This window comes from Streptomyces guryensis (assembly GCF_021261325.1).
GTDB lineage: Bacteria > Actinomycetota > Actinomycetes > Streptomycetales > Streptomycetaceae > Streptomyces > Streptomyces guryensis.
The window spans coordinates 53,241-79,347 of sequence record NZ_JAJSBI010000023.1 but is presented as its reverse complement, the minus strand read 5'-3'; the positions used below and the strand labels follow the sequence as shown (position 1 = coordinate 79,347).

At 70.3% G+C, this 26,107-nt stretch carries 16 protein-coding genes and 2 pseudogenes; 8 read left to right on the top strand and 10 right to left on the bottom strand.

Translation table 11 applies throughout. The annotated features are described in order from the left end of the window. The first annotated feature begins 243 nt into the window (after window positions 1–243). The 3 genes from LJ657_RS34905 to LJ657_RS34895 all read left to right on the top strand — a co-directional run bounded on the left by LJ657_RS34905 (window position 244) and on the right by LJ657_RS34895 (window position 6,325). Entirely contained in the window at window positions 244–2,331 is a 2,088-nt protein-coding gene (locus tag LJ657_RS34905) for a xanthine dehydrogenase family protein molybdopterin-binding subunit (RefSeq protein ID WP_232653010.1), read from the top strand. A 32-nt stretch (window positions 2,332–2,363) separates the two neighbouring features. Further along, window positions 2,364–2,828 (top strand): (2Fe-2S)-binding protein, encoded by a 465-nt coding sequence (locus tag LJ657_RS34900; protein WP_232652915.1) that lies wholly within the window; start codon window positions 2,364–2,366, stop codon window positions 2,826–2,828. A 122-nt stretch (window positions 2,829–2,950) separates the two neighbouring features. Next, entirely contained in the window at window positions 2,951–6,325 is a 3,375-nt protein-coding gene (locus LJ657_RS34895) for a pyruvate carboxylase (RefSeq protein ID WP_232653009.1), read from the top strand. A 351-nt stretch (window positions 6,326–6,676) separates the two neighbouring features. On the opposite strand, the gene LJ657_RS34890 is transcribed toward LJ657_RS34895, so the two are convergent. The 5 genes from LJ657_RS34890 to LJ657_RS34870 form a co-directional block, all read right to left on the bottom strand. Next, entirely contained in the window at window positions 6,677–8,446 is a 1,770-nt protein-coding gene (locus tag LJ657_RS34890; RefSeq protein WP_232652914.1) for an RICIN domain-containing protein, read from the bottom strand. A gap of 194 nt (window positions 8,447–8,640) precedes the next feature. Continuing rightward, a complete protein-coding gene (locus LJ657_RS34885) occupies window positions 8,641–9,462 on the bottom strand; it encodes a carbohydrate ABC transporter permease (RefSeq protein ID WP_232652913.1) in 822 nt (273 codons plus the stop codon). Then, window positions 9,459–10,442, bottom strand: coding sequence for a carbohydrate ABC transporter permease (locus LJ657_RS34880; protein ID WP_232652912.1), 984 nt, complete (start codon window positions 10,440–10,442; stop codon window positions 9,459–9,461). The genes LJ657_RS34885 and LJ657_RS34880 overlap by 4 nt, the downstream gene beginning before the upstream one ends. Before the next feature lie 115 nt (window positions 10,443–10,557). Beyond that, window positions 10,558–11,808, bottom strand: coding sequence for a sugar ABC transporter substrate-binding protein (locus LJ657_RS34875; RefSeq protein ID WP_232652911.1), 1,251 nt, complete (start codon window positions 11,806–11,808; stop codon window positions 10,558–10,560). Window positions 11,809–11,884: 76 nt separating this feature from the next. Further along, window positions 11,885–13,858: a glycoside hydrolase family 127 protein gene (locus LJ657_RS34870; RefSeq protein ID WP_372488012.1), complete on the bottom strand. Its 1,974-nt coding sequence runs from the start codon at window positions 13,856–13,858 to the stop codon at window positions 11,885–11,887. 259 nt (window positions 13,859–14,117) lie between these two features. On the opposite strand from LJ657_RS34870, the gene LJ657_RS34865 reads away from it, so the two are divergent. Beyond that, window positions 14,118–15,137, top strand: a complete 1,020-nt coding sequence (locus LJ657_RS34865; protein WP_232652909.1) for a LacI family DNA-binding transcriptional regulator — start codon at window positions 14,118–14,120, stop codon at window positions 15,135–15,137. Between the two features lie 661 nt (window positions 15,138–15,798). Further along, window positions 15,799–17,730 carry a glycosyltransferase family 2 protein gene (locus tag LJ657_RS34860; RefSeq protein ID WP_232652908.1) on the top strand — a complete coding sequence of 644 codons (1,932 nt, stop codon included), beginning with the start codon at window positions 15,799–15,801 and terminating at the stop codon, window positions 17,728–17,730. 10 nt (window positions 17,731–17,740) lie between these two features. On the opposite strand, the gene LJ657_RS34855 is transcribed toward LJ657_RS34860, so the two are convergent. Both LJ657_RS34855 and LJ657_RS34850 read right to left on the bottom strand, forming a co-directional pair. Next, a complete protein-coding gene (locus LJ657_RS34855; protein WP_232652907.1) occupies window positions 17,741–17,899 on the bottom strand; it encodes a hypothetical protein in 159 nt (52 codons plus the stop codon). 732 nt (window positions 17,900–18,631) lie between these two features. Then, window positions 18,632–19,120 carry a hypothetical protein gene (locus LJ657_RS34850; protein WP_232652906.1) on the bottom strand — a complete coding sequence of 163 codons (489 nt, stop codon included), beginning with the start codon at window positions 19,118–19,120 and terminating at the stop codon, window positions 18,632–18,634. Between the two features lie 267 nt (window positions 19,121–19,387). Here LJ657_RS34850 and LJ657_RS34845 point away from each other — a divergent pair, with 267 nt between their 5' ends. The 3 genes and pseudogenes from LJ657_RS34845 to LJ657_RS34835 all read left to right on the top strand — a co-directional run bounded on the left by LJ657_RS34845 (window position 19,388) and on the right by LJ657_RS34835 (window position 21,629). Beyond that, complete coding sequence (locus LJ657_RS34845) at window positions 19,388–19,876, top strand: transposase (RefSeq protein ID WP_443735572.1); 489 nt, start codon at window positions 19,388–19,390, stop codon at window positions 19,874–19,876. Continuing rightward, a pseudogene (locus LJ657_RS34840) lies at window positions 19,800–20,414 on the top strand (ISAzo13 family transposase); the annotation flags it as partial. The gene LJ657_RS34845 and the pseudogene LJ657_RS34840, both read left to right, overlap by 77 nt. A 206-nt stretch (window positions 20,415–20,620) precedes the next feature. Beyond that, window positions 20,621–21,629: pseudogene (locus LJ657_RS34835) on the top strand (VOC family protein). A gap of 20 nt (window positions 21,630–21,649) precedes the next feature. Here LJ657_RS34835 and LJ657_RS34830 read toward each other — a convergent pair. From LJ657_RS34830 to LJ657_RS34820, 3 genes are all read right to left on the bottom strand, one after another. After that, window positions 21,650–22,621: an ABC transporter substrate-binding protein gene (locus LJ657_RS34830; RefSeq protein WP_232652905.1), complete on the bottom strand. Its 972-nt coding sequence runs from the start codon at window positions 22,619–22,621 to the stop codon at window positions 21,650–21,652. A 62-nt stretch (window positions 22,622–22,683) separates the two neighbouring features. Beyond that, window positions 22,684–23,574 carry a formylglycine-generating enzyme family protein gene (locus LJ657_RS34825; RefSeq protein WP_232652904.1) on the bottom strand — a complete coding sequence of 297 codons (891 nt, stop codon included), beginning with the start codon at window positions 23,572–23,574 and terminating at the stop codon, window positions 22,684–22,686. Further along, a complete protein-coding gene (locus tag LJ657_RS34820) occupies window positions 23,571–25,934 on the bottom strand; it encodes an arylsulfatase (RefSeq protein ID WP_232652903.1) in 2,364 nt (787 codons plus the stop codon). The genes LJ657_RS34825 and LJ657_RS34820 overlap by 4 nt, the downstream gene beginning before the upstream one ends. Between the last annotated feature and the right edge of the window lie 173 nt (window positions 25,935–26,107).

Sequence of the window (26,107 nt, the reverse complement as noted above, 5' to 3'; positions counted from 1 at the left end):
AGCAGAGCCTACGGAGGAGCGTGGGCCCAGGGAGCCAGGCCGCGCGCGACAGGCCGGAACCGGACGGCGGCGTGACTCCTCGCAGGCAACCCACAGTCCCACCGGCCCCTCATATCTGTTGACGCATCAGTCGGACGAACCCGTGAGGAGTGTCTGTTGGACGGCATCGAGTCCTCCGCCGCACCCACCGGCCCGCCCGGGGACACAGGCACCTCACGGCACGCGGTGTCCCGCCGGCGGTTCATGGTGTACTCCCTGGCCGCCTCGACGCTCACCATCGCGGCCCCGCTCGCCTGCGACACCTCCCCGGCCCAGGGCTCCGAGCCCGCCCGCGGACCGTCCGACGTACTGGTGACGGGCGCCGACGAGGAGATGCTCGTCCTGGAGGTCACCCAGGCCAACAAGATCGTCGTACGGCTGCCGCGGGTCGAGGTCGGCCAGGGCATCACGACCGCCGTCGCCATGATGATCGCCGAGGAACTGGACGCCCGCCTCGCCGACGTCGAGATCCCCCTCGCCGACGCCCGGACCAAGGGCAACCAGTACACCGGCGGCTCGAACTCGGTCGTCTCCCTGTACGGCCCCGCCCGCCGACTGGCCGCCACCGCACGGGCCCGGCTGGTCACCGCAGCCGCCAGACGCTGGCATCTGCCGGCCTGGACCCTGCGTACCGGCGACACGACGGTGATCGCACCTGACGGCCGCACCGCCACCTTCGGCTCGCTGAGCGCGAGCGCCGCCCGGATCCGCCGTACGTCCGTGTCCGCCAAGCCCAAACCGGCCTCCCGGCACAAGGTGATCGGCCGGCCCACGACCCGTATCGACGCCCGGGACATCGTCACCGGCAAGGCGAAGTACACCGGCGACCTGTCGGTGGCCGGGGCGAAGCCGACCGTGGTGGCCCGGCCGCCGACGCTCGGCGGGAAGCTCCTCTCGGTTGACGACCGGGCCGCCCGCGCCCTGCCCGGTGTGCACGCCGTGGTCAAGGTCCCGGGCGGGGTCGCCGTGGTGGCCGAATCCTTCCACCACGCCTTCCAGGCCCGCGACGCACTCAGGATCAAGTGGGCGCCGGGCCCGCTGGCCTCGCTGTCCGACGCGCAGATCCGCTCCCGGCTGAAGGCCGCGGTCCCGCACCTGGGCGCCCCGCCGCGCGGATCGACCCAGGTCGAGGCCGAGTTCGAGTTCGCCTTCGTCAGCCATGCACCGATGGAGGTGCTGACCGCGATCGCGGACGTACGCGCCCACAAGGCCGAGATCTGGTTCTCCTCCCAGACGCCGACGGACGCCCGGGACAGCATCGCCTCGGCGACCGGACTGCCGGCGTCCGCGGTCACCGTCCATGTGCTGCGCGGCGGCGGCTCGTTCGGACGGCGGCTGAACTTCGACGCCGCCATCGAGGCGGCCCTGATCTCGAAGGCGACCCACCGGCCGGTCAAGCTGATGTGGAGCCGGGGCGACGACACCCGCCACGGCCGGATGCGCCCGGCCAGTCACCACCGCTTCCGGGCCAGCCACGCAGGCGGCAAAGTGGTCGCCTTCGGCCATGCGATGGCCGAGGTGGGCGAGTCGCACGGCAAGAAGGGGACCGCGAGCCAGGCGGCCTTCGTACGGCCGGGGCGCGTCCAGGCGGCCGGTCCGTTGCCCAGCGACTCCGGGCTCTACGACTTCGGTCGCCTCTCCGGGGACTCCGGCGGTATCGAACTCGCGATCCCGCTGGGCGCCTGGCGGTCGGTGGGCTCCGGGACGGTGCGCACCGCCGAGGAGATCGTCGTCGACGAGATCGCCCGGAGCCTCGGCAAGGATCCGGTCGCCTTCCGTCGTACGGCGCTGCGCAGCAAGACCGTCACAGCGGTCCTCGACAAGGCGGCCGCCGCCGGGAACTGGGGACGGGCCATGCCCGACGGACACGCGCAGGGCGTGGCCGTCCACGAGGAGTACGGCTCCTGCGTGGCCTGTCTGGCCGAGATCGACGCCACCGATCCGAAGCACCCCCGGGTGACCAAGGTGGTGATGGCGGCCGACGTCGGCACCGCCGTCAATCCCCGTGGCTTGGAGGCCCAGCTCATGGGCACCGCCGTCGACGGGATCTCCACCGTGCTGCAGGCCGGCCTGCACATCGACCGCGGAGCCGTGCGCGAGGGCAGCTTCGCCGACTTCCAGTGGGCCCGCCAGAGGCATGCCCCGCTGCACTTCGAGGCGCACATCATGCCGTCCCAGGGGGAGCCCGGCGGCGCCGGTGAACTCGGCGTGCCGGCCGCCTCCGGAGCCGTCGCCAACGCCTACGCCCGGGCGACCGGCACCAGGCCCCGCCGCTTCCCCGTCAACTTCTGACCGCCGCCGGACCAGCCTTCGAGAAGGTACCGATGCCCTCCTACTCCTTCACCCTCAACGGCGAGAAGGTGACCGTCGAGGCCCCCGCCGACATGCCGCTGCTGTGGGTGCTGCGCGACCTGCTGCACGTCACCGGCCCCAAGTACGGCTGCGGCGTCGGCGTCTGCCGCGCCTGCACCAGCCATCTCGACGGTGAGGAGATCCAGCCCTGCGTCGTCAAGGTCAAGGACTGCGTGGACCGCGAGGTCACCACCATCGAGGGCCTGGCCGACGGCGACACCCTGCACCCCGTGCAACAGGCCTGGATCGACTGCGACGTCTCGCAGTGCGGCTTCTGCCAGCCCGGCCAGATCATGGCCGCGGCGGCCCTGCTGAAGAAGACGCCCGAGCCGACCGACGCCGACATCGACGGCATCGAGAACGTCTGCCGCTGCGGCACCTACTCGCGCATCCGTGAGGCCATCAGGAAGGCGGCAGCCGGCCGAGGGGGCGCCTGATCCCCCGACCGACTTCCCGGCCCGCACGACGACACGCAGGGGGAGTGGCCCGGCTCACATGGCCAGAAGGGCATGTCACCGACACCATGGGGGACGTCATCCGCAGGCTGAAGGGAGCGGCGATGTTCCGCAAGGTGCTGGTAGCCAACCGTGGTGAGATCGCGATCAGGGCGTTCCGCGCAGGCTACGAGCTGGGCGCAAGGACCGTCGCCGTCTTTCCGCACGAGGACCGAAATTCGCTGCACCGGCTCAAGGCCGACGAAGCGTACGAGATCGGTCAGCCGGGCCACCCGGTACGCGCGTATCTCTCCGTCGAGGAGATCGTGCGTGCGGCGCGGCAGGCGGGCGCCGACGCCGTCTACCCGGGCTACGGCTTCCTGTCCGAGAACCCCGAGCTGGCCAAGGCCTGCGAGGAGGCGGGCATCACCTTCGTCGGGCCGAGCGCTCAGACCCTCGAACTGACCGGCAACAAGGCCCGCGCGGTCGCCGCCGCCCGCGCGGCCGGCGTCCCGGTGCTCGGCTCCTCCGCGCCCTCCAACGACATCGACGAACTCGTCCGCGCGGCCGAGGAGGTCGGCTTCCCGGTGTTCGTGAAGGCGGTCGCAGGCGGCGGCGGGCGCGGTATGCGCCGCGTCGAGGACCCGGCCCAGCTGCGCGAGTCCATCGAGGCCGCGTCCCGTGAGGCGGCCTCCGCGTTCGGTGACTCCACCGTCTTCCTGGAGAAGGCCGTCGTCGACCCCCGCCACATCGAGGTGCAGATCCTCGCCGACGGCGAGGGCAACGTCATCCACCTGTACGAGCGGGACTGTTCCGTCCAGCGCCGCCACCAGAAGGTCATCGAACTCGCCCCCGCACCCAACCTCGACCCGGCCCTGCGCGACCGCATCTGCGCCGACGCGGTCCGCTTCGCCCGCGAGATCGGCTACCGCAACGCGGGCACCGTCGAGTTCCTGCTGGACCGCGACGGCAACCACGTCTTCATCGAGATGAACCCGCGCATCCAGGTCGAGCACACGGTCACCGAGGAGGTCACCGACGTCGACCTCGTCCAGTCCCAGCTGCGCATCGCCTCCGGCGAGACCCTCGCCGACCTCGGGCTGTCCCAGGAGACGGTGAAGCTGCACGGCGCGGCCCTGCAGTGCCGTATCACCACCGAGGACCCCGCCAACGGCTTCCGCCCGGACACCGGCCGTATCAGCGCCTACCGCTCGCCCGGCGGCTCGGGCATCCGTCTCGACGGCGGAACCACCCACGCCGGTACGGAGATCAGCGCCCACTTCGACTCGATGCTGGTCAAGCTCACCTGCCGGGGCCGGGACTTCAGGGCCGCGATCGGGCGGGCCCGGCGCGCCGTCGCCGAGTTCCGCATCCGCGGTGTCTCCACCAACATCCCGTTCCTGCAGGCGGTGCTGGACGACCCGGACTTCCAGGCCGGGCGGGTGACGACGTCGTTCATCGAGCAGCGCCCGCACCTGCTCACCTCACGCTCCTCCGCCGACCGCGGCACCAAGCTGCTCACCTACCTCGCCGACGTGACGGTGAACAAGCCGAACGGCGAGCGCCCCGAGCTGATCGAACCCGTCAGCAAGCTGCCGGCGTTGCCCGCCGGCGAGCCGCCCGCCGGTTCGCGTCAGCGGCTGGTCGAACTCGGCCCGGAGGGGTTCGCCCGCGCGCTGCGCGAGTCGCCGACCATCGGCGTCACCGACACCACCTTCCGCGACGCCCACCAGTCCCTGCTCGCCACCCGCGTCCGCACCAAGGACCTCCTCGCGGTCGCCCCGGTGGTCGCACGGACCCTGCCCGAGCTGCTGTCCCTGGAGTGCTGGGGCGGTGCCACCTACGACGTCGCCCTGCGCTTCCTGGCCGAGGACCCCTGGGAGCGCCTCGCAGCACTCCGGGAGGCCGTCCCCAACATCTGCCTCCAGATGCTGCTGCGCGGCCGCAACACCGTCGGCTACACCCCGTACCCGACCGAGGTGACCGACGCCTTCGTCCAGGAGGCCGCCGCCACCGGCATCGACATCTTCCGCATCTTCGACGCCCTCAACGACGTCGGCCAGATGCGCCCCGCCATCGACGCCGTACGCGAGACGGGCACGGCGATCGCCGAGGTCGCCCTCTGCTACACCTCGGACCTGTCCGACCCGAACGAGCGCCTGTACACCCTCGACTACTACCTCCGCCTGGCGGAGCAGATCGTCGAGGCGGGCGCCCACGTCCTGGCCGTCAAGGACATGGCGGGTCTGCTGCGGGCCCCGGCCGCCGCCAAGCTCGTATCCGCGCTGCGCCGCGAGTTCGACCTGCCGGTGCACCTGCACACCCACGACACGGCGGGCGGCCAGCTGGGCACCTACCTCGCCGCGATCCAGGCGGGCGCGGACGCGGTGGACGGCGCGGTGGCGTCGATGGCGGGTACGACGTCCCAGCCCTCCCTGTCGGCGATCGTCGCCGCCACGGACCACTCCGACCGCCCGACCGGCCTCGACCTCCAGGCGGTCGGCGACCTGGAGCCGTACTGGGAGAGCGTCCGCAGGGTCTACGCCCCCTTCGAGGCGGGCCTCGCCTCCCCGACGGGCCGCGTCTACCACCACGAGATCCCCGGCGGCCAGCTCTCCAACCTGCGCACCCAGGCCGTGGCGCTCGGCCTCGGCGACCGCTTCGAGGAGATCGAGGACCTGTACGCCTCCGCCGACCGGATGCTGGGCCGCCTGGTCAAGGTCACCCCGTCCTCCAAGGTGGTCGGCGACCTCGCCCTGCACCTGGTGGGCGCCGGCGTGGACCCGGCCGACTTCGAGGCGGCCCCGAACCGGTACGACATCCCGGACTCGGTCATCGGCTTCCTGCGCGGCGAGCTGGGCACCCCGCCCGGCGGGTGGCCGGAGCCCTTCCGCACCAAGGCACTTGAGGGCCGGGCCGAGCCCAGGCCCGTGCAGGAGCTGAGCACGGAGGACCGCGAGGGTCTGGCGAAGGACCCTCGCGCCACCCTCAACCGTCTTCTCTTCCCCGGCCCGACCCGGGACTTCGACACCCACCGCCAGGCCTACGGCGACACCAGCGTGCTGGACAGCAAGGACTTCTTCTACGGGCTGCGCCCGGGCAAGGAGTACTCCGTCGACCTCGAACCCGGCGTCCGGCTGCTGATCGAACTGGAGGCGGTCGGCGAGGCCGACGAGCGTGGCATGCGGACCGTGATGTCCACCCTGAACGGCCAGCTCCGGCCGATCCAGGTGCGCGACAAGGCGGCCGCCTCCGACGTCCCGGTGACCGAGAAGGCCGACCGCACCAACCCGGGCCACGTCGCCGCCCCGTTCGCCGGCGTCGTCACTCTCGCGGTCTCCGAGGGCGACGAGGTGGACGCCGGTGCGACCGTGGCCACCATCGAGGCGATGAAGATGGAGGCCGCGATCACCGCCCCCAAGGCGGGCACCGTCGGCCGTCTGGCCATCAACAAGATCCAGCAGGTGGAGGGCGGGGACCTGCTGGTCGAGATCGGCTGAGGCGGGCACTCCGCGGCGCGGGCGGGGGGGCGATGCCGACGGCATCGCCCCCCCGCCCGCTGCCTCGTCGTCCGCCGGCCGCACAGGTCGCTGTACTCAGGCCGGTGCCTCGGCGAACCCCGGCTCGCCAGGGCGCGTCCACGCGCCGAGGCCCGCCTCCATCGCTGCGATTCGCTCCTCGGACGCGGGCGCGAACCCCAGCCACCGTGCCTGCCGGGCGGCCTCGCCGGCCCGGTCGCCCGCCCGGTGCGGCAGCCCACCACCGTTACCGGGCCCGCCCGAAGGCGCCCCCCGGAGAGACGGCGACCCCGCGCCCGCCGGGAGGGCGGACGCGGGGCCGTTGGCAGTGCCTCAGCGGGAGGTGAGTTTCCACAGGTGGTCGGCGGTGCCGTTGTCGGTCCACTGCAGGACCTGGGCGCCGGAGCTGGTGCTCATCTGGTCCACGCCGAGCAGGCGGCCGCTGTTGTAGTTGGCGATCTTGTCGTAGCCGCCGGGGGCCGGGATGACCTGCCAGAGGTGGTCGGCGGTGCCGTTGTCACCCCAGATCAGGGCTGTGTTGCCGTCGGCGGTGCCCGCGTTGGTGATGCCCAGGAGCAGACCGCTCTTCTGGTTGACGATCTTGTACAGGCCGTTGCCGGCGGCCACCAGGGTCCAGTTCTGGTCGGTGCCGGTGGTGGAGGTGGCCTGGACGACGGAGGTGCCCTGGGCGGTGCCCGCGCCGCTGGTGTCCAGGGCGAGGCCGCTGTTCTTGTTGGTGATCTGGTAGCGGCCGGCCAGTGAGGTGTTGGTGCCGCTGGGGGTGACGACCAGGTGGTAGCCGTCGGAGGCGTTCATGGTCACCGGCACGGTGATGGAGCCGTTGGAGACGGTGTAGTCGGTGTCGGAGATGGTGACCGGGCCGGAGGAGGCGGTGGTGCGGCCGGTGTCGGGGCTGTACTCGAGCTTGACGTGGACGGTGCTGCCGAAGGCCGACAGGGAGTTCAGGCCGTTGACGGTGACCGCGCAGGAGCCGGTGCAGCCGCCCGCTATGACGCTGATCTGGTTGCGGGAGCCGTTGAGGGAGGCGAGTCCGTCGATGCCGGTCTGGGCGGGGGGTGTGGTGGTGAGCATGTTGCCGGACATGTCGCCGTACCACTTGTACGTCCAGTACGAGCCGTTGGGCGAGCCGCCGGTGTCGGTGAGGGTGTCGCCTAGGGTGCCGTAGTGGTTCCAGAAGGCCAGTTCGGCGTTGCGGATGCCGACGCGCTCGAACTTGGCGGCGTAGCCGATGAGGGCGCCCGAGTTGCCCATCTGGGCGGGCGTGCCGTACTCCTCGATGTCGATCGGGCGGGGGCTCAGGCCGAGGCTGGACTCCAGGGCGCGGTAGTCGGCGACGTGCGCGGCGATGTTCGCACTGGTCTGCAGCTCGTGCCAGGCGATGACGTCGGGGACGGCGTGGTTGGCGATGGCGTCCTGGAGGAACGTCTGCATCTTGGCACGGGTGTACGTCGCGAAGCTCGGACCCTGGATCGGGGTGGTGGTGTCCTTGGAGCGGATCTCCTTGTACGTCGTGCTCCAGGCGGTGTCGAAGGGACCGGCCTTGGCGGTGTCCCAGTTCCCGTCGGGCTCGTTCCAGATGGCCCAGGCGGAGATGTTGGTGACGCTGGAGGCCTTCACGGCGGCGATCTGCTTGTCCACGGCGGACAGCCAGTCGCTCATGCTGACCCACTTGTAGGGGAAGTTCGGGTACCAGTCCGGCATACGGGCGACGACCTTCGCCCCGGCGCGGGCGGCCTTGGGCGCCACGACAAGGGCGTCGCCGGCGGGCTTGGGCTCGCCGTTGGGCAGTTGGGAACCGCCCGGCGCCATCTGCACGAAGGTGTTCGGCTTCAGCGCGTTGACCAGGCTGTCGGAGGGAGTGCTGTCGTCGGCGAGGCCGTACAGGCTGCCCGTGCCCACATGGGTGACGGGCCGCAGGGTCTGTGCGGCGTTGACGACCAGGGTGGTGGAGGACGAGGGGGTGGCCTGGGCGGACGGGCCCGACAGGGCGACGGCGGTGGTGGCCAGGGCCGTGGCGAGGGCGGCGGCGCTCGCGCGGCCGAGGGTTCCTCTGTGGCGGTGGCGGGAGCTCAGGTATGACATCAGCGGCTCTCCTGGGCTGGAGGGGGACTTGCCGGGGGCGCGGTGCGCCGGGGGGCGGCGACGGCTCAGGGGCCGGCCGGTTACGTGGGACGGGGGCCCTCGTGACGGAAAACAGCTCTGCGTGCTGTGTGGGCGGGACGGGGCGGAGCGCGGTCCCCCCGCGTCGGTGGGCCGCGGGCGGCGGGCATCCGGTATCAGTCCTTGACGGCGCCGGAGGTGACGCCGGCGGCGACGTAGCGCTGGGCGAGGACGAGCAGGACGGCGGCGGGGAGGGAGGCGACGACGGCGGTGGCCATGATCGCGTTCCATTCCTGGTTGTTGTTGCCGATGTAGTGGTAGATGCCGAGAGTGATCGGGCGCCAGTCGCCGCTGCTGTCGAGGGTGTTGGCGAAGACGAAGTCGGACCAGGCCCACAGGAAGCTGAAGAGCGAGACGGTGACGATGGCGTTGCGGCTGACCGGCAGGACGACGGACCGGAAGGTGCGGAAGGTGTTCGCGCCGTCGATGCGGGCGGCGGCGATGAGTTCGCCGGGGATGCCGGACATGAAGGCTGTGAAGATCATGACGCCGAAGGGGACGGCGATGGTGGAGTCGGCGATGATCAGTCCCCACCAGGAGTTGAGCAGCCCGAGGTCGAGGAAGATGCCGTAGAAGCCCATGGCCATGACGATGCCGGGGATCATCTGGGCGATCAGCAGGACGAGGCCGAGCAGCCCCCCGCCGTAGGGCCTGAGTTTGGCCAGGGCGAAGCCGGCCGGGGCGGCCAGGAGCAGGGTGAGGGCGACCGTGCCGAGCCCGATGAGCAGGCTGGTGCCGAGGTAGGGCATCTGGTCGTTGAGGACGGCGCGGTAGCCCTCGAAGGTGGGGTGCAGGGGCAGCAGGTCGGGTGGGCTCTTGCGCATGTCCTGCTGCGGGGTGAGGGACACGTTGAGCATCCAGTACACCGGGAACAGCATCAGGGCGGTCAGGACGAGACCGATGACGGTGTAACGGCGTTTTCCGGTACGGGACTTCACGCTTCCTGCCTCCTCTGGACGCGGATGTACAGCAGCCCGAAGACGAGCGCGATGAGGATGAGGATGTTGCCGACGGCGGCGCCGGGGCCGAACTTGGGCAGCAGGGTGCCGAAGCCGAGCTGGTAGGACCAGGTGGCCAGGGTGGAGGAGGCGTCGCCGGGGCCGCCCTTGGTCATGATCCAGATCAGGTCGAACACCTTGAGGGTGTAGACGAGTCCCAGCAGCAGGGTGATCGCGGAGACCGGGCGCAGCAGCGGGAAGGTGATGCGGCGGAACTGCTGCCAGGAGCTCGCCCCGTCCAGGGACGCCGCCTCGTACAGCTCGCCGGGGATGTTCTGCAGGCCGCTGTAGAGGATGACCAGGTTGAACGGGATGCCGATCCAGATGTTGGCGATGATGACCGAGGTCAGTGCCCAGTGCGGGGAGTCGAGCCAGTTGACCGGGGCCACGCCCGCCAGGTGGAGGGCGTAGTTGAGGACGCCGGACTCGCTGTTGAGCATCCACGACCAGGTCGACGCCGACACGATGAGCGGCAGCAGCCAGGGGATCAGGAAGAGGGCCCGGAGTGTGCCGGCCAGCCGGAAGTGCCGGTTGAAGAAGACCGCGAGGGCGAGCCCGGCCGCGTACTGGAAGACGATCGACACGAAGGTGAAGATCATGGTGTGGCGCATCGCCGGGCCGAACGTGGGGTCGTCGAGGACGGTCCTGAAGTTGTCCAGCCCGGAGAAGGGCGCGTCGCCCGCGACGAACGAGCGGACGGTGTAGTCGCGCAGGCTCAGGTCGAGGTTGCGGTAGAGCGGGTAGGCGTAGAAGGCGGCGAGGTAGAGGGCCAGCGGCGCGAGGAAGGCCAGCGCGGTGAGCCGGCTCCTGCGGCGCTGTCGGCGGCGGAACGCCGAGGCGTCCGTCCGGTCATCGGTGCCGGTCGCCGCGAGCTTGACCGGTGACCGCGGTGAGCGGTGGGCGGCGCGGGCGGTGGTCATGCGAACTCCTGGATGCGGGTGGCCTGCCCGGGGCCTTGGCGGTGTCCGGGCGGTTGCGGGTGCCGTGCGGTTCTCGGAGGAAGGGCCCCGGGGCGTGCCACGAGGGCGTCGGGCGTCAGTTGCCCTTGCCGGCGGCCGTCTGCGCCGTGTCGAGGGCGTCCTTGGGGCTCTTGCCGCCGGAGAGCGCGGCCTGGACGGCCGTCCACATCGGCTGCGAGATGGTCGGGTACTTGGTGCCGAGACCGCCGCTGGTGCGACCGCGTGCCGCGGCCACCGCCTTGACCCACGGTTCGAGCTTGGGGTTCGACTTGACCTGTTCGGCCTGCACCGCCGAGGTGGGCGCGACGTACGTCAGGGTGTTGTCCGTGGCCAGCAGGTTGGCGGAGTTGGTCAGGCAGGTGACGATCTTCTTGCTGACGTCGTAGCGAGAGGTGTCCTTCTGTACGGGGACCGTGACGAACTCGCCGCCGGTCGGCACGGGAGCCGAGCCGCCGTTCTGGCCGGGGATGCTGATGACGCCGTAGTCGAAGCCGGCCTTGTCGGCGTTGCCGAGCTGCCAGGTGCCGTTCTCGCCGAAGGCGTACTCACCGGTGGCGAACTCCTGCCAGCTGGTGGTCTGCGTGTTCTGCAGGACGTCCTTGGGCGCGTAACCGGATCCGACCCAGTCCTTCCACAGGGACAGCGCGGCCACGCCCTTGTCCGAGTTCAGCTTGGTGAGGTCACCGCCGGCGCCCCAGAACCAGGGCAGGAACTGGAAACTGCCCTCTTCCGTGTTGATCGCGGAGAAGGTGATTCCCTTCTTCCCGGCAGACTTGACCTTCTTCAGGGCTGCCGTCAGCGAGGCCCAGTCCTTGATGGAGGCCGGGTCGACGTGCGCGGCGGTCAGGACCTTCTTGTTGTAGTAGAGGGCCAGCGTGTTGGCGCCGATCGGCACACCGTAGGACGCGCCGTCGATCTCTCCCGCACCGAGGATGTTCTTCTGGATCGGCTTGGTGTCCAGGCCGAGGTCACTGGTCTTGTTGAGGATCCCCGCCTCCACCAGCGTGGACACGACCGGGTTGTCGACGAGCATCACGTCGGGCGCGTTGCCCTGCTGGGCGGCGAGCAGCGCCTTGTTGCCCAGGTCCGTGGTGTCCATACCGGTGCGCTTGACCTTGACCCCGGCGTCGGTGCCGCACTTGCTGACCAGCTTGCCCCAGGCGGAGGAGGCGTCGAACTGCGGGTACGGGTCCCAGAAGTTGTACGTCCCCCCGGCCTTGCCGGACCCGGAGGCGGAGGAGTCGGAACCCCCGCCGCAGGCGGCTACGGAGGTGAGCGCGCCGATGGCGGCGATGGCGGCGATCAGGGTACGGCGGGTGTCTCTCACGGTGACCTCGTTGTCTCGGGGTGTTTCACAGGGAGCGGGGGAGGACGGGGGGCGGAGCGGGGTACAGCCGTGGGGTTCAGGAGGTGGGCAGCCAGACGCGCATGCTGCCGTCCTGGCGGTTGGCCCACGCGTAGTAGGGGATCGCGGTCAGTTCGAGGGGCTCGTCGGCCGGCGGCGCGTCGGTGGCCTCCGCGCTCCGGTACGGCCACCAGCCCGCGTCGGGGATCTGCCGGCGGTGTCCTGCGGCCACGACGGTGGTGACTCCGCCGAGCAGCTCCGGACGGTGCTTCACGGCGAGCGGGCGGTTGGTGTCGAGGACGATGTCGTCCAGGCCGCCGCCGGGGTGGTCGACCTGCTCCAGGCAGTACACGAGCGGCCCGCGCTCGATCGCCACGCAGCCGCGTACGGCGTCCACCCGCGGATCGGCGGCCGTGAGGCGGGGTTCCAGGCCGAGTTCGAGGACGACCTGCTCGCCGGGTGCCCAGGTACGCTCCAGCCGCAGCCAGCCGTCGCTGACCGGTGCGTCGGTGCGGTCGTACACCGTGTCCCCGCACCGGACGCGGAACTCGCCGCACCACTGCGGGATGCGCAGCGAGAGGGTCCAGGAGCGGTCGGCCGGCGTCTCCTCCACGGTCAGCCCGATCGTGCCCTGCCAGGGGTAGTCGGTCTCACAGCGGACGGTGACGCCGCCGGCGGCGTAGCGGCCGGTGACGTACTGGTGGATCTGCAGGCCATCTCCGTCGCCGCTGGCGAGGTAGTGCTCCAAGGAGGCCAGCAGGCGCATCACGTTGGGTGGGCAGCAGGCGCACTTGAACCAGCGGGTGCGGCGGGCGGACTGGTCGCCGCCGGGGTCGGTGTGGCCGTCGCGGACCTGGAGCGGGTTGACGTACAGCCAGCTCTCGCCGTCCAGCGAGACGCCCGCGAGGAAGCCGTTGAACAGCGTGCGCTCGACGAGGTCGGAGTAGCGGGCCTCGCCGGTCAGCAGAGCCATCCGCCAGCTCCACTGGATCGAGGCGATCGCGGCGCAGGTCTCGCAGTAGGCGCGCTCGTTGGGCAGCTCGTACGGATCGCCGAAGTCCTCCTCGTCGTGGTGCGCGCCCAGTCCGCCCGTCAGATGCGTCTTGGTGGCGGTCATCGCCGACCACAGCCGTTCCGCCGCGGCGCGCAGTTCGGCGTCCCGGGTCTCGGTCGCCAGATCGGTCGCGGCTGCCAGCAGGTACAACTGGCGTACGGCGTGCCCTTCGACGTCGGTCGCCTCGCGCAGCGGGACACGGTCCTGGCAGTACGCCTCGCCGCCGAGCAGGCCGTGACCGAAGCGGTCGACGAAGTAGCCGGCCAGGTCGAGGTAGCGGCGTTCGCCGGTCTCCCGGTACAGCTCCACCAGGGCGGTCTCGACCTCGGGGTGGCCGTCGACGCCGTCGATCGGCTTGCCGCTGCCGGGGAGGCCGAAGACCGAGTCGATGTGGTCGGCGAACTTCACGGCGACGTCGAGGAGTTCGGGGCGTCCCGTGGACCGGTGATGGGCCACCGCCGCCTGGATCAGGTGCCCGGCGCAGTACAGCTCGTGGCCCCAGCGCAGGTCCTTGTACCGCTCGCCGCCCTTGAGCAGCTGGAACCAGGTGTTGAGATAGCCGTCGGCCTGCTGCGCGTCGGCGACCAGGGAGACGATCCGCTCCACGTCGGCCGCGAGCGGGGCGTCGCCCTCGGGCGTCTCCTGGGCGAGCTGCCAGGACGCGGCCTCCAGCCACTTGTACACGTCCGAATCCACGAACGGGTACGCGCCCTGGAAGACGCCCTCGGCGGCGCCCGCCACCACGCGCAGGTTCTGCAGGTTCCCCGCCGACTCCAGCAGCCCGGGGCCCTGGGGGATGGAGGTGCGCGCGTTGGCCTCCCGCCGGGCGCCCCAGAAGCCGGCACCCACCTCGACGGTGGCGGGGACGAGGGCCGTCCCGGCACCCGGACGGAGGCGAACCGGGCCCATGGGGGCGCGCCCCGTTTCGGGCGAGGCCGAGGACGTGGAGGAGGGCACGGCGGAACGCGGACGGGGCATGGCTCTCCGAAGAGGTAGAGGGGGAGACGGGTGGAGTCCGGCGCACGTCGGATGTCATGCGTCCCGGGAACGGACCGGCGGCTCACCGCTCCTCGAACCCGTTTGAGCAAACGATTTTCTGCGGGAAACGTAGGTAGCGGGCGAGCCTGAGTCAAGAGGGCCGTGGGAAGTTTTTTCCGGCTCGCCGTCGGGACTGGCCAGCGACCGGGAAGGATGCCAGGATGTGCGTCGCCGACGTCATCTAGGAAAAGGATTGCGCGTGACCGCCGTGTCAGGGTCCTCCCAAGTCGGGCGGGCGAAGCTCGCCGATGTCGCCAAGCTGGCCGGCGTCAGCGTGGGGACGGCCTCGAAAGCGCTCAGCGGCAGCGGCAGGATGCGGCCCGAGACGCGGCAGCGGGTCCTGGCCGCCGTCGAGACGCTCGACTTCCGGCCCAACCAGCATGCGCAGAGCCTGCACACGGGCCGCAGCTGGACGGTCGGGCTGATGACGACCGACGGCATCGGCCGCTTCAGCACGCCCGTGCTGCTCGGCGCCGAGGACGCGCTGGGCGCCGGGAAGATCTCCGTGCTGCTGTGCGACACCCGCGGCGACACCATCCGCGAGCAGCACCACCTGCGCAACCTGATGGACCGCCGGGTCGACGGCATCATCGTCACCGGCCGCCGCACCGACCCCCGTCCTCCTTTGACGGGCATCGAGCCGATACCGACGGTCTACGCACTCTCGCCGTCCACCGACCCGGACGACATGTCCGTCGTGTCCGACGACCGCAGCGGAGCGCAACTGGCGGTCGAGCATCTGCTGGCGACGGGCCGCACCCGGATCGCGCACGTGACCGGCCCGGCCCATCACGCGGCGGCCCGCGACCGCGCCCAGCACACCGTCGACCTGCTCGAACGCTCCTCGCTGGAGCTCTCCACCGGCCGGGTCCACTTCGGCGAGTGGAGCGAGGCATGGGGACGCCGCGCCGCGGACGCGGTCCTGCGCACCGCACCGGACACGGACGCCTTCTTCTGCGGCAATGACCAGATCGCCAGGGGCGTCGCCGACAGCCTGCGCGAGACCGGCGTGGACGTCCCCGGCAGGGTGGCGGTCGTGGGCTACGACAACTGGGACGTCATGGCCCTGGCCTGCCGTCCGCCGCTCACCACGATCGACACGGCCCTCGCCGAGATCGGCCGACAGGCCGCACTGCGGCTGCTCGACGCCATCGGAGGCAAGCCGGAGCCGGGCGTACGCAGCGTTCCCTGCCGCCTGGTGGTCCGCGAATCGAGCTGAGCCGCCTGAGCCGCCGCACGAACCGGGCTGAGCCGCTGCGAGGGCGCGTAGGGGACCGGCCCGGCGGGTACAGGCCGGCCGGACACGCCGGGTGCGAAAGGTCCGCACGATGGCGCCCCCTGCCGAGGTGCGAGGCCGGAAGTCATGTCCGGCGTCCGTCGACCGATCGACGAGCCCCCTCCGGGACACACCGTGCGTCTGCTGCCGCACGTCTGCGGCAGGGCACCTTGCGACCAGGCTGTCGCACTTCTCCACCTGTCGTCATCCCCGACCCGACCTGGGGCCGGGAACGCGGAAGCACACGGAGGGGCGGACTGCCTCCGACCCATGTCGGGCCGGACGAGGCCCGCCCCCGGAGAGGCTGCGGGTACGACCGGTCGCACGGAGGCGGTGCGCCCTGTCGCGTGCCCCGCCCACGGATCAGTTTGGGCAAACGTTTTTCTACCTGGAAAGGCAGAAAGAGGGGAAGCGTGAGTCAAAAGGTGCGCGCAGGTATCCTCGGTCTGGGAGTCAGGGCAGGTCCGCAGTCGTCAACGGGGTCAGGATGACGTCGCCGAGGCCATCCAAGAAAAGGGTTGCGCGACACCGTCACTTCAGGTTCTGCATCGTGCGGGCGGGCAAGGAATCCACTCTTTCCGGCAGGGCGGGTAAGGTCTGTGGGATGCCGAGAGTCAAGGTCAGTGTCGTCGTGCCCGTGTACAACACCGGGAAGTACATCGACGAGTGTGCGCCGTCGCTGCTGGGGCAGTCCCTCCCCGCCGACGAGTACGAGGTCATCTACGTCGACGACGGTTCGACGGACGACACCCTGGCCCGCCTGGAGAAGCTCGCGGCGAAGCACCCGAACGTGCAGGTGCACACCCGCCCCAACTCGGGCTGGCCCGGCGCACCGCGCAACCTGGGTATGAGCCACGCCCAGGGCGAGTACATCCAGTTCGTCGACCACGACGACACCCTCGGCCCCGAGGCGCTGGAGCGGCTGTACGAGTTCGCCAGGCGCAACGACGCCGACGTGGTGCTCGGCAAGATGTCCAGCACGATGGTCCGGCCCCGACGGCTGTTCCGGCACACGGTGGACGCCTGCACCATCGAGAACGACGAGCTCATGCAGAGCATGTCGCCGCACAAGATGTTCCGGCGCGCCTTCGTCGAGGAGCACGGCCTGCGCTTCCCCGAGGGCCCCTGGATCCTGGAGGACCTGCTCTTCGTCAGCGCCGCCTACCTCAAGGCGGAGCGGATCTCGGTCCTCGCCGACTACCCCTGCTACTACTGGATGAAGCGGGACGACGGCGGCAACAACACCCAGCACCGGTTCAACTCGCGGCACGGCTTCTGGCCCAACTGCCGCACCATCGTCCGCCAGATCAAGGACGGCACCGAGGCCTCCGACGACATCGACGCTCTGCAGAACCGCCTCCTCCACCGCCTCTACCACGTCGAGATCCTGTCCCGCACCCGCGAGCCGGAGATCCTCCGCGAGGACCCGGGCGAGCAGAAACAGCGCTTCGAGGCGGCCCGCGAACTGGCGCTGACGGAGTTCCCGGCGGCCGTACGCGAAGGCCTGCCCACCGTGTCCCGCCTACGCTCCGAGCTCCTCGAACGCGGCGACTTCGACGGCGCCGTGGTGCTCGCGGAGCGCGTCCGCGAGGTGAAGGCCCGCAGCGAGGTCGGCGGGCTGCGCTGGGAGGGCGGCCGGCTGGTTGCCGACGTCACCCTCGACCTGCTGCGCGGTGACGGCGAACCGCTGGTACTCGTCGAGCGGGACGGCAGGCGATGGCTGGACCCCGAGCTGCTGGCCGGCGTGCCCGGCACGGAGGACGGCTGGGAGGTCCGCGACCCGTTCCGGCTGGCGTACGCGGAACTGGTGGTCAAGGACCGGGACCGGGAGGACTGGTGGTACCCCGAGGGCGACCTGGAGGTGCGCCTGGAACCGCTCGGCGAGGGCCGCTCACGGCTGGTCGCCTCCGGACGGCTGCTCCTCGATCCCGAGCGTCTGGCCGGCGGCCGTCCGCTGGAGCGCGGGGTGCACGACGTGTGGGCGTACGTCCAACTCCTCGGCGTGGACCGGATGGCCCGCGTCATAGGCAGCGGCACCCCGGGCGCCCCGGCCACGGGCCCGGCGCTGACCGGCGGCCGCCTCGCGCTCCCGTACTGGACGGCCGGCCGCCAGCTCGCCCTCGACATGGACCAGCGCCAGCGCAGGCTCGGCCCCGACACGGCCGACGCCGCCGCGGCGAACACCGGACGCGGCGGACGTTCGCTCCCGCTGCCGTTCGTGGCGACGGGGTCGGGCGGAGCCCCGGCTCGCATCAAGGTCACGGTCTCCGCCCTGACACTGGACGCCGAGCTGATCCCCGCCGCCGACGGCACAACGGCCGAACTGCGCCTGCCCGCCCGTCTCGCCCTCCCGGCCGGCCGCCACCCGGTCACCCTCCCGAAGACGCAGACGCCGGTCGCCCACGCCGTCGTCCGCGACGGCGCCCTGCTCCGCCTGGAGGGCCCGGCGTACCAGCCCGGCACCGGCCGCCGACTCCTCGACTCGGTCGCGGACAACGGGCAAGTTCGTCGGGTACGGCGACGGTTGGGCCGCTGAGTCTCCGGCTTCACCGGGTGCCCGACTGGACGAGCCTGAAGAAGAGCCGCGCCCCGGCCCGTCGGGCGGACTGACGCAGACGGACGGCGGGGGACTGGGCCGGAGCCGACACCGGGCCGCCGCCCAGGCGCGGGAACAGGGCTTCGGCGTTGCTGCGGTTGACGGCCACCAGCGTGCCGGGATCGCGCCGGTGTCCAGGCCGTCCGCGAAGTACTGCCCGGCCGCGGTGAGGGCGAAGGGCCAGTCGCTGCCCGGACGGGTGAAGCTCACTGAACCCTCAACGATGCTCCGTGATGGCAAGCCTCGCAGATGGGAAGCAAGAGCGGGGTGCAGGACTGGCCACTGAGAAGCGGCAGGTGCCGGCCGAAGACCCCGAGTCGGCCGGGAGGACGCCATCGTCCCGGGGTAATGAGGGCGCCCACCCCGTTCGCATCTCACGCGTGCGGAACGCGACAACCCCGTTGGGGTCCAGACGTGTTGGGCTGGTCAGCCGACCGTAAGGGAGGCCCAGCTCCCCAGCGGGTGCAGGACGGCCCAAGAAGCCAACGCCGGCCGCCGAAAGGCAGCAGGAAACCGGGACACAGCATCGGCACCTCCGCCGAGTCCCGCATAACTGGCCGGATACGGGCGGATGCCCGGACCCGAAAAGGGTGCCGACCGTGGGCCGGGTGAGCCCGTGAATGGGAGCGATGGCTGCGGGGCACCCGCCAGGCGATCACCTATCGCGGGATCGACACGTCGGACGGGGCGTAGCTCCGTCTCATCCACTCGGCCTGCGGCACTGCACGTCTGTGAGCCTCTGGGGCTTGCTTGCGCCGAGCTGCGGGAAAGCCCACACGGCCGGTTCTGAGGGGGGACCGTCGCAGCAATGCGACGGTCCTACCCGACTGGCTGGGTACAACTAGCCAACGCAGTGTTCGCCCTTCCAGGGCCAGTTGAAGCTTCCAGGCTTGACCAGGGCGACGTTCCAGTAGGGAAGAGCCGCGCAGGAGTCGATCCACAGCTGGGTCGCAGGGAATCTCCCGGCGGTCCTGCTGTTGAACAGAAGTGGCCCACCGGAGTACTTATAAATCTTGACGTTGTGGTCGGACGCGAGCGTGATGTAAGCCCTGGGCTGAGCCGACGTCACGTGATTCGGTCCGAACTCATCCACGAGAACACCTTTGTAGTAGATGAGCGCGTTGGCATAACTGCCCATGCAAAGCTTTGCGACAGCCCCGCGCTGTCCAGCAGTGGACACGATGCACTTCCCGACGGTCAGCTTCTGACCGAGGTTCAAGTGGTACTGCCCAGCTGCAGCGTCAGCCTGAGTGGCTGGCGTGAAGATGGATGATGCCCCAAGCAGAATCCCGGCAATCAGGACGCTCCGCATATTTTTGCGAATCCCCATGTCGTCCAATCCTTTAATCCCGAAGATCACTGGACGCGCAACGTACCGGGGCGTTCAGGGCCGCGTCAAGATCGATACATCAGAGGGTTTCGCTCCCCAGGGCCCCGGCGTGTGCCCGGCTCGCCCCGGCTTAGTACTCCAGTCGCAGTTCGCTATTCCTGCTGGTCAGGAGCGTGTTGGTGAGTGTACTTGGCTGATATGCCGTCAGGTGGCGGGAGTTCGTGACTTCGGGTGCGGCGGACCGTTGTGTTTGTCGTGCAAGATGACGTGCGGCCCGATGTCTGGTTGGCGGAACTGGAAGAGCTGCTGGTGCGGATCGGTCACCGCTTCGGGCGGGTGGATCTTCGGCGGCGGATGCGGGCCTACGTGCACGGCCTGCTCGGACCGGTAGGCCGGAAGCACAGCTGGCAGTTGGCCGAGCATGCCGGTCACCACACCCCCGCAGGATTGCAGCATCTGCTGGGCCGGGCGTGTTGGAACCCCGACGAGGCCCGCGATGACCTGCAGGGATACGTCGCCGAGAAGCTCGGGGAAACCGCCGGGGTGCTGATCATCGACGACACCGGGTTCATCAAGAAGGGCACCGTCTCAGCCGGGGTGCAGCGGCAGTACTCCGGCACGGAAGGGGCCCGTATTTCAATAAGTGCTCGGCAGAGGGGTGTTGGTGGGAGTCTGAGATATGACTCCGTGTCTGTCGGGCCGCGTTGCCGCTCATGCTCTGCGGGCCAAGTTCGATCAGATCCTGCCGCACCTTGATGAGCGCCGCCGTCGGTTGTACCTGGCCAGTGAGGCGACGGCCCTCGGCCGCGGCGGGATCGTCCGGGTCGCCGCCGCCTCCGGCACCGGCACCGGCACTGCAACCATCGCGCGAGGCATGGCCGAGTTGGCCGGTTGCCCCGCACCGACCCTGCGGGTCCGGGCTCCAGGTGCGGGCCGCAAGCGGCTGACAGACACCGACCCTGGTCTGCTGCCCGCGCTGGAGTCACTGATCGAGCCGCACACCCGAGGCGACCCCGTCTCCCCGTTGCGGTGGACCACGCTGTCGTTACGGGCCCTGGCCTCGGCCCTCACCACACAGGGCCACCCGGTCAGCGCTTCAACCGTCGGACACCTGCTGCACACCCTGGGCTACAGCCTGCAGGGAACCGCGAAGACAACAGAGGGCATCAGCCATCCGGACCGCGATGCCCAGTTCACCCACCTCAATGCCACCGCCGCCGCGTTCCTCAACGATGCCCAGCCGGTGATCAGCGCCGACACCAAGGCCAAGGAATGGCTAGGCAACCGGGACCGCGAAAGGGGCCTGACCCGGCTGGCCGTCCCGACCCTGGTGCCGTGGGGCGCGGCGGACAAGGTCAACCGCCCGCAGGGCGGGCTCATGCTGGCCGAACGCATGCCCAACTGCGACCTGTACATGGTCGCGAACACCGGTCACTGGGTGCAGTGGGAGCGCGCCGAACTGTTCAACCGCCTGTGCGCCGACTTCCTGGCTGGCCGGCGATGACCACTGATTCCTCCGTCTTCGGCGCCGTCCACCTCGGCTACCTCGTCATCGAGACCAACCGCTTCACCGACTGGCAGCGCTTCGGCACCGACGCCATCGGCATGCACCACGACCCCGTCTCCCGCGACCTGATGCGCTTCCGCCTCGACGAGCAGGAGTGCCGCTTCCTGGTCCAGCGCGGCCCCGCCGAGGACGTCGTGGTCACCGGCTGGCACATCGGACGACCACGGCAGCTTCGAGCAGATCGAGGCGCGGATACGGGCCCACGGTGTCCCCTGCGTCGAAGGCAGCGCCGAGGAAGCCGGCCTGCGCGGAGTCGAACGCCTCCTGCGCTTCCCCGGTCCCAAGGGCATCACCCAGGAGATCTACACCACCCCCGTGCAGTCGCCCGCGCCGCTGCGCATGCTGGCCTCGGGCTTCGTCACCGGTGACCCCGGCATGGGCCATGTCGCGATCACCTCCACCAAGCCGGCCCAGCTGCGCGGTTACTTCAACACCGTCTTCGACGCCCGCCTCACCGACTACATCGACGAGACCATCAGCGGAGTCAAGCTCAAGATCCGCTTCCTGCGGGTGAACGAACGCCATCACGCCATCGCGATCGCCGCCGTCCGCGGCCTGCCGATCGACCCGGTCCGCACCCGCGTCCAGCACCTCAACATCCAGACGGCCACTCTCGACGACCTTGCCCAGAGCTACCGGCGCGTGTGCGAACTCGGCTTCGACATGGCTCTCTCCGTGGGACAGCACACCAACGACAAGGAGCTGTCCTACTACGCCCGCACCCCTCGGGCTTCGAGTGGGAGGTCGGCTGGAACCCCCGTCGTCATCGACGAGACCACCTGGCAGCCCACCACCCACCACGGCATCAGCATCTGGGGCCACACCCCCGTCGGCCGGACCATCGTCGACAAACTCGACCAGTTCCGCCTCCGCGCCCGCTCCCTCACCCGGCCGGAGGCCACTGTTCCGGCCCTCAGCGGCGCCGGCATCCCGGACGACTGACCCTGCGCGGTCGAGCCGGACTACCCGAGCCAGGCCTTGACCTTGTCGGGGTTCGCCTCGGTCCACTTCTTCGCCGCCGCCTCCGGCGTCATCCTGTCCACGGCGATGTACTTGGCCACGGTGTTCTGGTCGGCGTTGCTCCACCTGAAGTTCTTCACCAGGTCGTAGGCCGGGCTGCCGGACTTGGCGAAGCTCGTGCTGACGATCTTGTCGAGGTCGAACACGGGGTAGTCGCAGGCGACCTTCGCCGGGTCGGCGTCACAACCCGCCGTGTACTTGGGCAGCTTGACGTGGACCAGGGGTACCTCCGAGAAGAACCACTGCGGCTCGTAGAAGTAGCCGATCACCCACTGCTTGTTCTTCTCGGCGGTGCGGAAGGCCTGGATGAGCGCGGTCTCGCTGCCCGCGTACACCACCTTGAAGTCCAGCTTCAGGTTCGTCACCAGCGCCGCGTCGTTGGTCTGGTACGAGGCGTCGCCGTCCAGCAGCTGGCCCTTGCCGCCCGACTCGGAGGTCTTGAATTGGGCCGCGTACTTGTTGAGGTTCTTCCAGTCGGTGATGTCCGGGTGTGCCTTGGCCAGCCACGGCGGGATGTACCAGCCGATGATGCCCTTGTTGCCGGTCGGGCCGAGGCCGACGGCGGTCTTCTGCTGGGTGATGTACTTCTTCTCCAGGTCCGGGTGGCCCCAGTTCTCCAGGATGGCGTCGACCTCACCCGTCTCCAACCCCTGCCAGCCGATCTCCGCCTTGAGGTCCTTCCTCTCGACCTTGCAGCCCAGACTGTGCTCGGCCACGTAGCCGACGACCGCCGCATCGGCCTCGTAGCCCACCCAGGGGTTGACCGCGAGGTTGAAGGTGCCGCACCTGCCCGGGCTGCTGCCCGCGCCGGCCGCGCTGTCACCGACCTTCGCGCCGCCGCAAGCAGTGAGGGTGAGGCCGAGTACCGCCATGCCCGCCGAGCCGGCGCGTCGGCGCGCTGTTCTCTTTGCCATGGTCCTGCTCCTTGTACGGCGATGCGTCGCGCCGTTGTCCGAGGGATGAAGTCGATGAGTGATCAGGCCATGTCCAGAGCGCACCGGAAGCCCACGTTGCCGGTCGCCGAGTCCGGGGGCAGGCCCTGCCGCGCGGCGACCCGGTAGCGGCGGCAGTAGGACGCGTGACACAGATAGGAGCCGCCCTTGGTGACCCGCAGCTGTCCGTTCAGGGAGGGGGAGAAGAGGTCTTCGCACCACTCCCATACGTTGCCCGTGGCGTTGTACAGGCCGAAGCCGCCCGGTTCGAAGGCGTCGACGGGGCAGGTGCCGTACCAGCCGTCGGCTGTCGGATGCCGCTGGGGAAAGGCGCCGTGCCAGACGTTCATCCGGGGGCGACCGCCCGGTTCGAGCTCGTCGCCCCAGGGGAACACCTTGCCGTGCCGGCCGCCCCGGGCGGCGCGCTCCCACTCCGCCTCGGTGGGCAGGCGCTTGCCGGCCCAGGCGCAGTAGGCGCGGGCGTCGTCCCAGTCGACGTGCACCACCGGATGATCCGCCCGGTCCTCCCAGGTGGAGTGCGGTCCGTCGGGATGCCGCCAGTCGGCCCCCTCGACCTGCCGCCACCAGGGCGCGCCCACCACCGCCCGGGTCGGCGGGAAGTCGTCGGGCAGCAGACCGGCGAAGACGAAGGACCAGCCGATCCGCTCCACGCCGGAGCGGTACCCGGTGTCGGCGGCGAAGCGCGCGAACTGCGCGTTCGACACCGTGCAGGCGTCCATCCGGAAGGCGTCGACGAAGACCGTGCGCACCGGGCCCTCGCCGTCGGCGGGGTAGGCGAGCGCGTCCTGGCTGCCCATGAGGAACTCGCCGGCGGGAACGGCCACCATGCCCTCGGTGCTCGCCCGGTGCAGGGTGGCCGGCCGGGGCGAGGGCAGGTCTGCCGACCGGTCGCCGGACGGCGTACAGCAGCTCACTGGGCCCCCATGACCCGGCGGTGCAGCCCGCCGTCGTAGTCGGGCGATTCGGCGGTGGCGCCGTCCAGGTCGATGCGGACCGTGTGGATGGCTCCGGTGAACTCGTTGTCCAGGGCGGGGTAGTCGTCCGTCACCGGTGTGCTCAGGTCCGCTCCTACGTCGAGGGTCTCGTCGAAGGAGAAGTAGTACGGGATGGTGCGCTCGATCCGTCCGGTCGCCTGCTTCACGCCGTCGACCATGAGGACGGCGGTGCCGCCCTTGCCGAGTCCTCCGCCGTCGTAGTCGAACTCGAGCCGGATCTCGTGCCGTCCCGGCGCCAGGGGCTCGGCGGCGCGCACGGTGTACACGCTCATCCCGAAGTAGTTGTAGGCGTACGCCGGCTTTCCGTCCGTGACGTACAGGGTCCAGCCGCCGAACCGGCCGCCCTGTGCGATGAGCACGCCCTCGGCCGCCGCGTCGCCCGGTATGTCGACGTCGGCGGTGATGCTGTGCGAGCGGTTCTTGATGTTGGGGGTGGTCTCCTCGGTGAACCGGCGCATTCCGGCGCGGTAGGTGACGGACGTCCGGTGGCCGAGCAGATCGATGCGGCCGGCCACGGCGGGGTTCTCCCGCTCGGTGACCCGGTCGTCCAGCGGGAAGACCTGGTACTTCGCCGCTTCGATCAGGAACAGGTCCTGAAGCCGGCGCAGCTTGTCGGGGTGCCGGGCGGCGAGGTCGCGTGCCTGGCTCCAGTCGTGGTCGAGGTCGTACAGCTCCCAGACGTCGTCGGCAAACCGCTTGCCCCCGTCCGGCAGCATCTCCCAGGGGATGCCGTGCCGGGTCACGGCCATCCAGCCCTCGTGGTAGATGCCCCGGTTGCCGCACATCTCGAAGTACTGCGTACGGCGATGCTCCGGCGCCCGGGGATCGGCGAGCGTGCGCCACATGCTCGTGCCCTCCATGGGCTGCTGCGGCACCCCGTCGACGCTGAACGGTGCCGGAATCCCCGCGCAGTCCAGGATCGTCGGCAGCACGTCGATCACATGGGAGAACTGGTGACGCAGCCCGCCGCGTTCGGGGACCCCGCCGGGCCAGTGCAGGATCATGCCGTCACGGGTGCCGCCGAAGTGCGAGGCGACCTGCTTGGTCCACTGGTAGGGGGTGTTGAGGGCCAGCGCCCAGCCCGCCGGGGCGATCGGGTAGCTGCGCGGGCCGCCGATCTCGTCGAGGTGTTCGATCATCTCGTCCGGGTCGTCCACCACGCCGTGCCCGAGCCGGTGCTCGACGACGGTTCCCTCGATGCCGCCTTCGCCCGAGGCGCCGTTGTCGCCGAGTATGTAGAGGACGACGGTGTTGTCCAGCTCGCCGAGTTCCGCCAGCGCGTCGATGAACCTGCCGACCTGTACGTCGGCGTGTTCGGTGAAGGCGGCGAATGTCTCCATGAACCTGGCACCCAACCGGCGCTGGTTGTCGGTGAGCTCGTTCCAATGGGGGACGCCCTCGGCCCAGGGGGCAAGCTCCGCGTCCTCGGGCACGACACCGAGTTCCTTCTGCCGCCGCAGGGTCACCTCGCGCTGGTGGTCCCAGCCGTGGTCGAAGCGTCCGCGGTATTTCTCCTGCCATTCCCGGCCGACGTGCAACGGAGCGTGTGCGGCGCCGAGCGCGAGGTAGGTGAAGAACGGGCGGTCCGGAGTGAGCGTGCGCTGGGTGCGGACCCAGTCGATGGCGTGGTCGACGAGGTCCTCGGAGAGGTGGTAGCCGTCCTCGGGGCGGCGGTCCGGCTCGACCGGAGTGGTGCCCTGGTACAGCAGCGGGTACCAGTGGTTCATCTCGGCGCCCATGAAGCCGTAGAAGGTGTCGAACCCTTCCCCGGTGGGCCAGCGGTCGAACGGGCCGACCGCGCTGATCTCCCGCGGCGGGGTCTGGTGCCACTTGCCGAATGCGGCCGTGCTGTAGCCGTTGCCCTGCAGGATCTGGGCCATGGTCGCCGCGCTGCGCGGCCTGAAGCCGTTGTAGCCGGGGGCCGCGGTGGTCATCTCGGTGGTGCCGCCCATGCCGACCGAGTGATGGTTGCGTCCGGTCAGCAGGGCCTGCCGGGTCGGTGAGCACAGGGCCGTGACATGGAAGCGGGTGTAGCGCAGCCCCCCGTCGGCGAGTCGTTCGGCGGCCGGCATCTCGCACGGTCCGCCGAAGGCGCCGGAGGTACCGAAGCCGAGGTCGTCCACGAGCACGATCACCACGTTGGGTGCGCCCTGCGGTGGAGGGACCGGACCGATCGGAGTGAAGGCTGACTCCTGGTCGTGGACGTCCATCGCGGTCGTCAGGGGCCGGCGGGCGTCCGGCCGGGGGAGTATGTGCCGTCCGGCGTCGAACTCGGTCATGTATTTCTCCGTTGGGGTCTGCCGCGGAAATGTCACACGCTTTTTTCCTCGCCGAATTGTCGGCGTGATGGGGCTGGACTTCCGGCCGGTCTGCCAGCGGTGGAGTAAAAATGGCATTCGCCGTCGAAGCCGGTCAACAACAGAGCGTGAATCCGCCTGAACCGGTTTTGAAT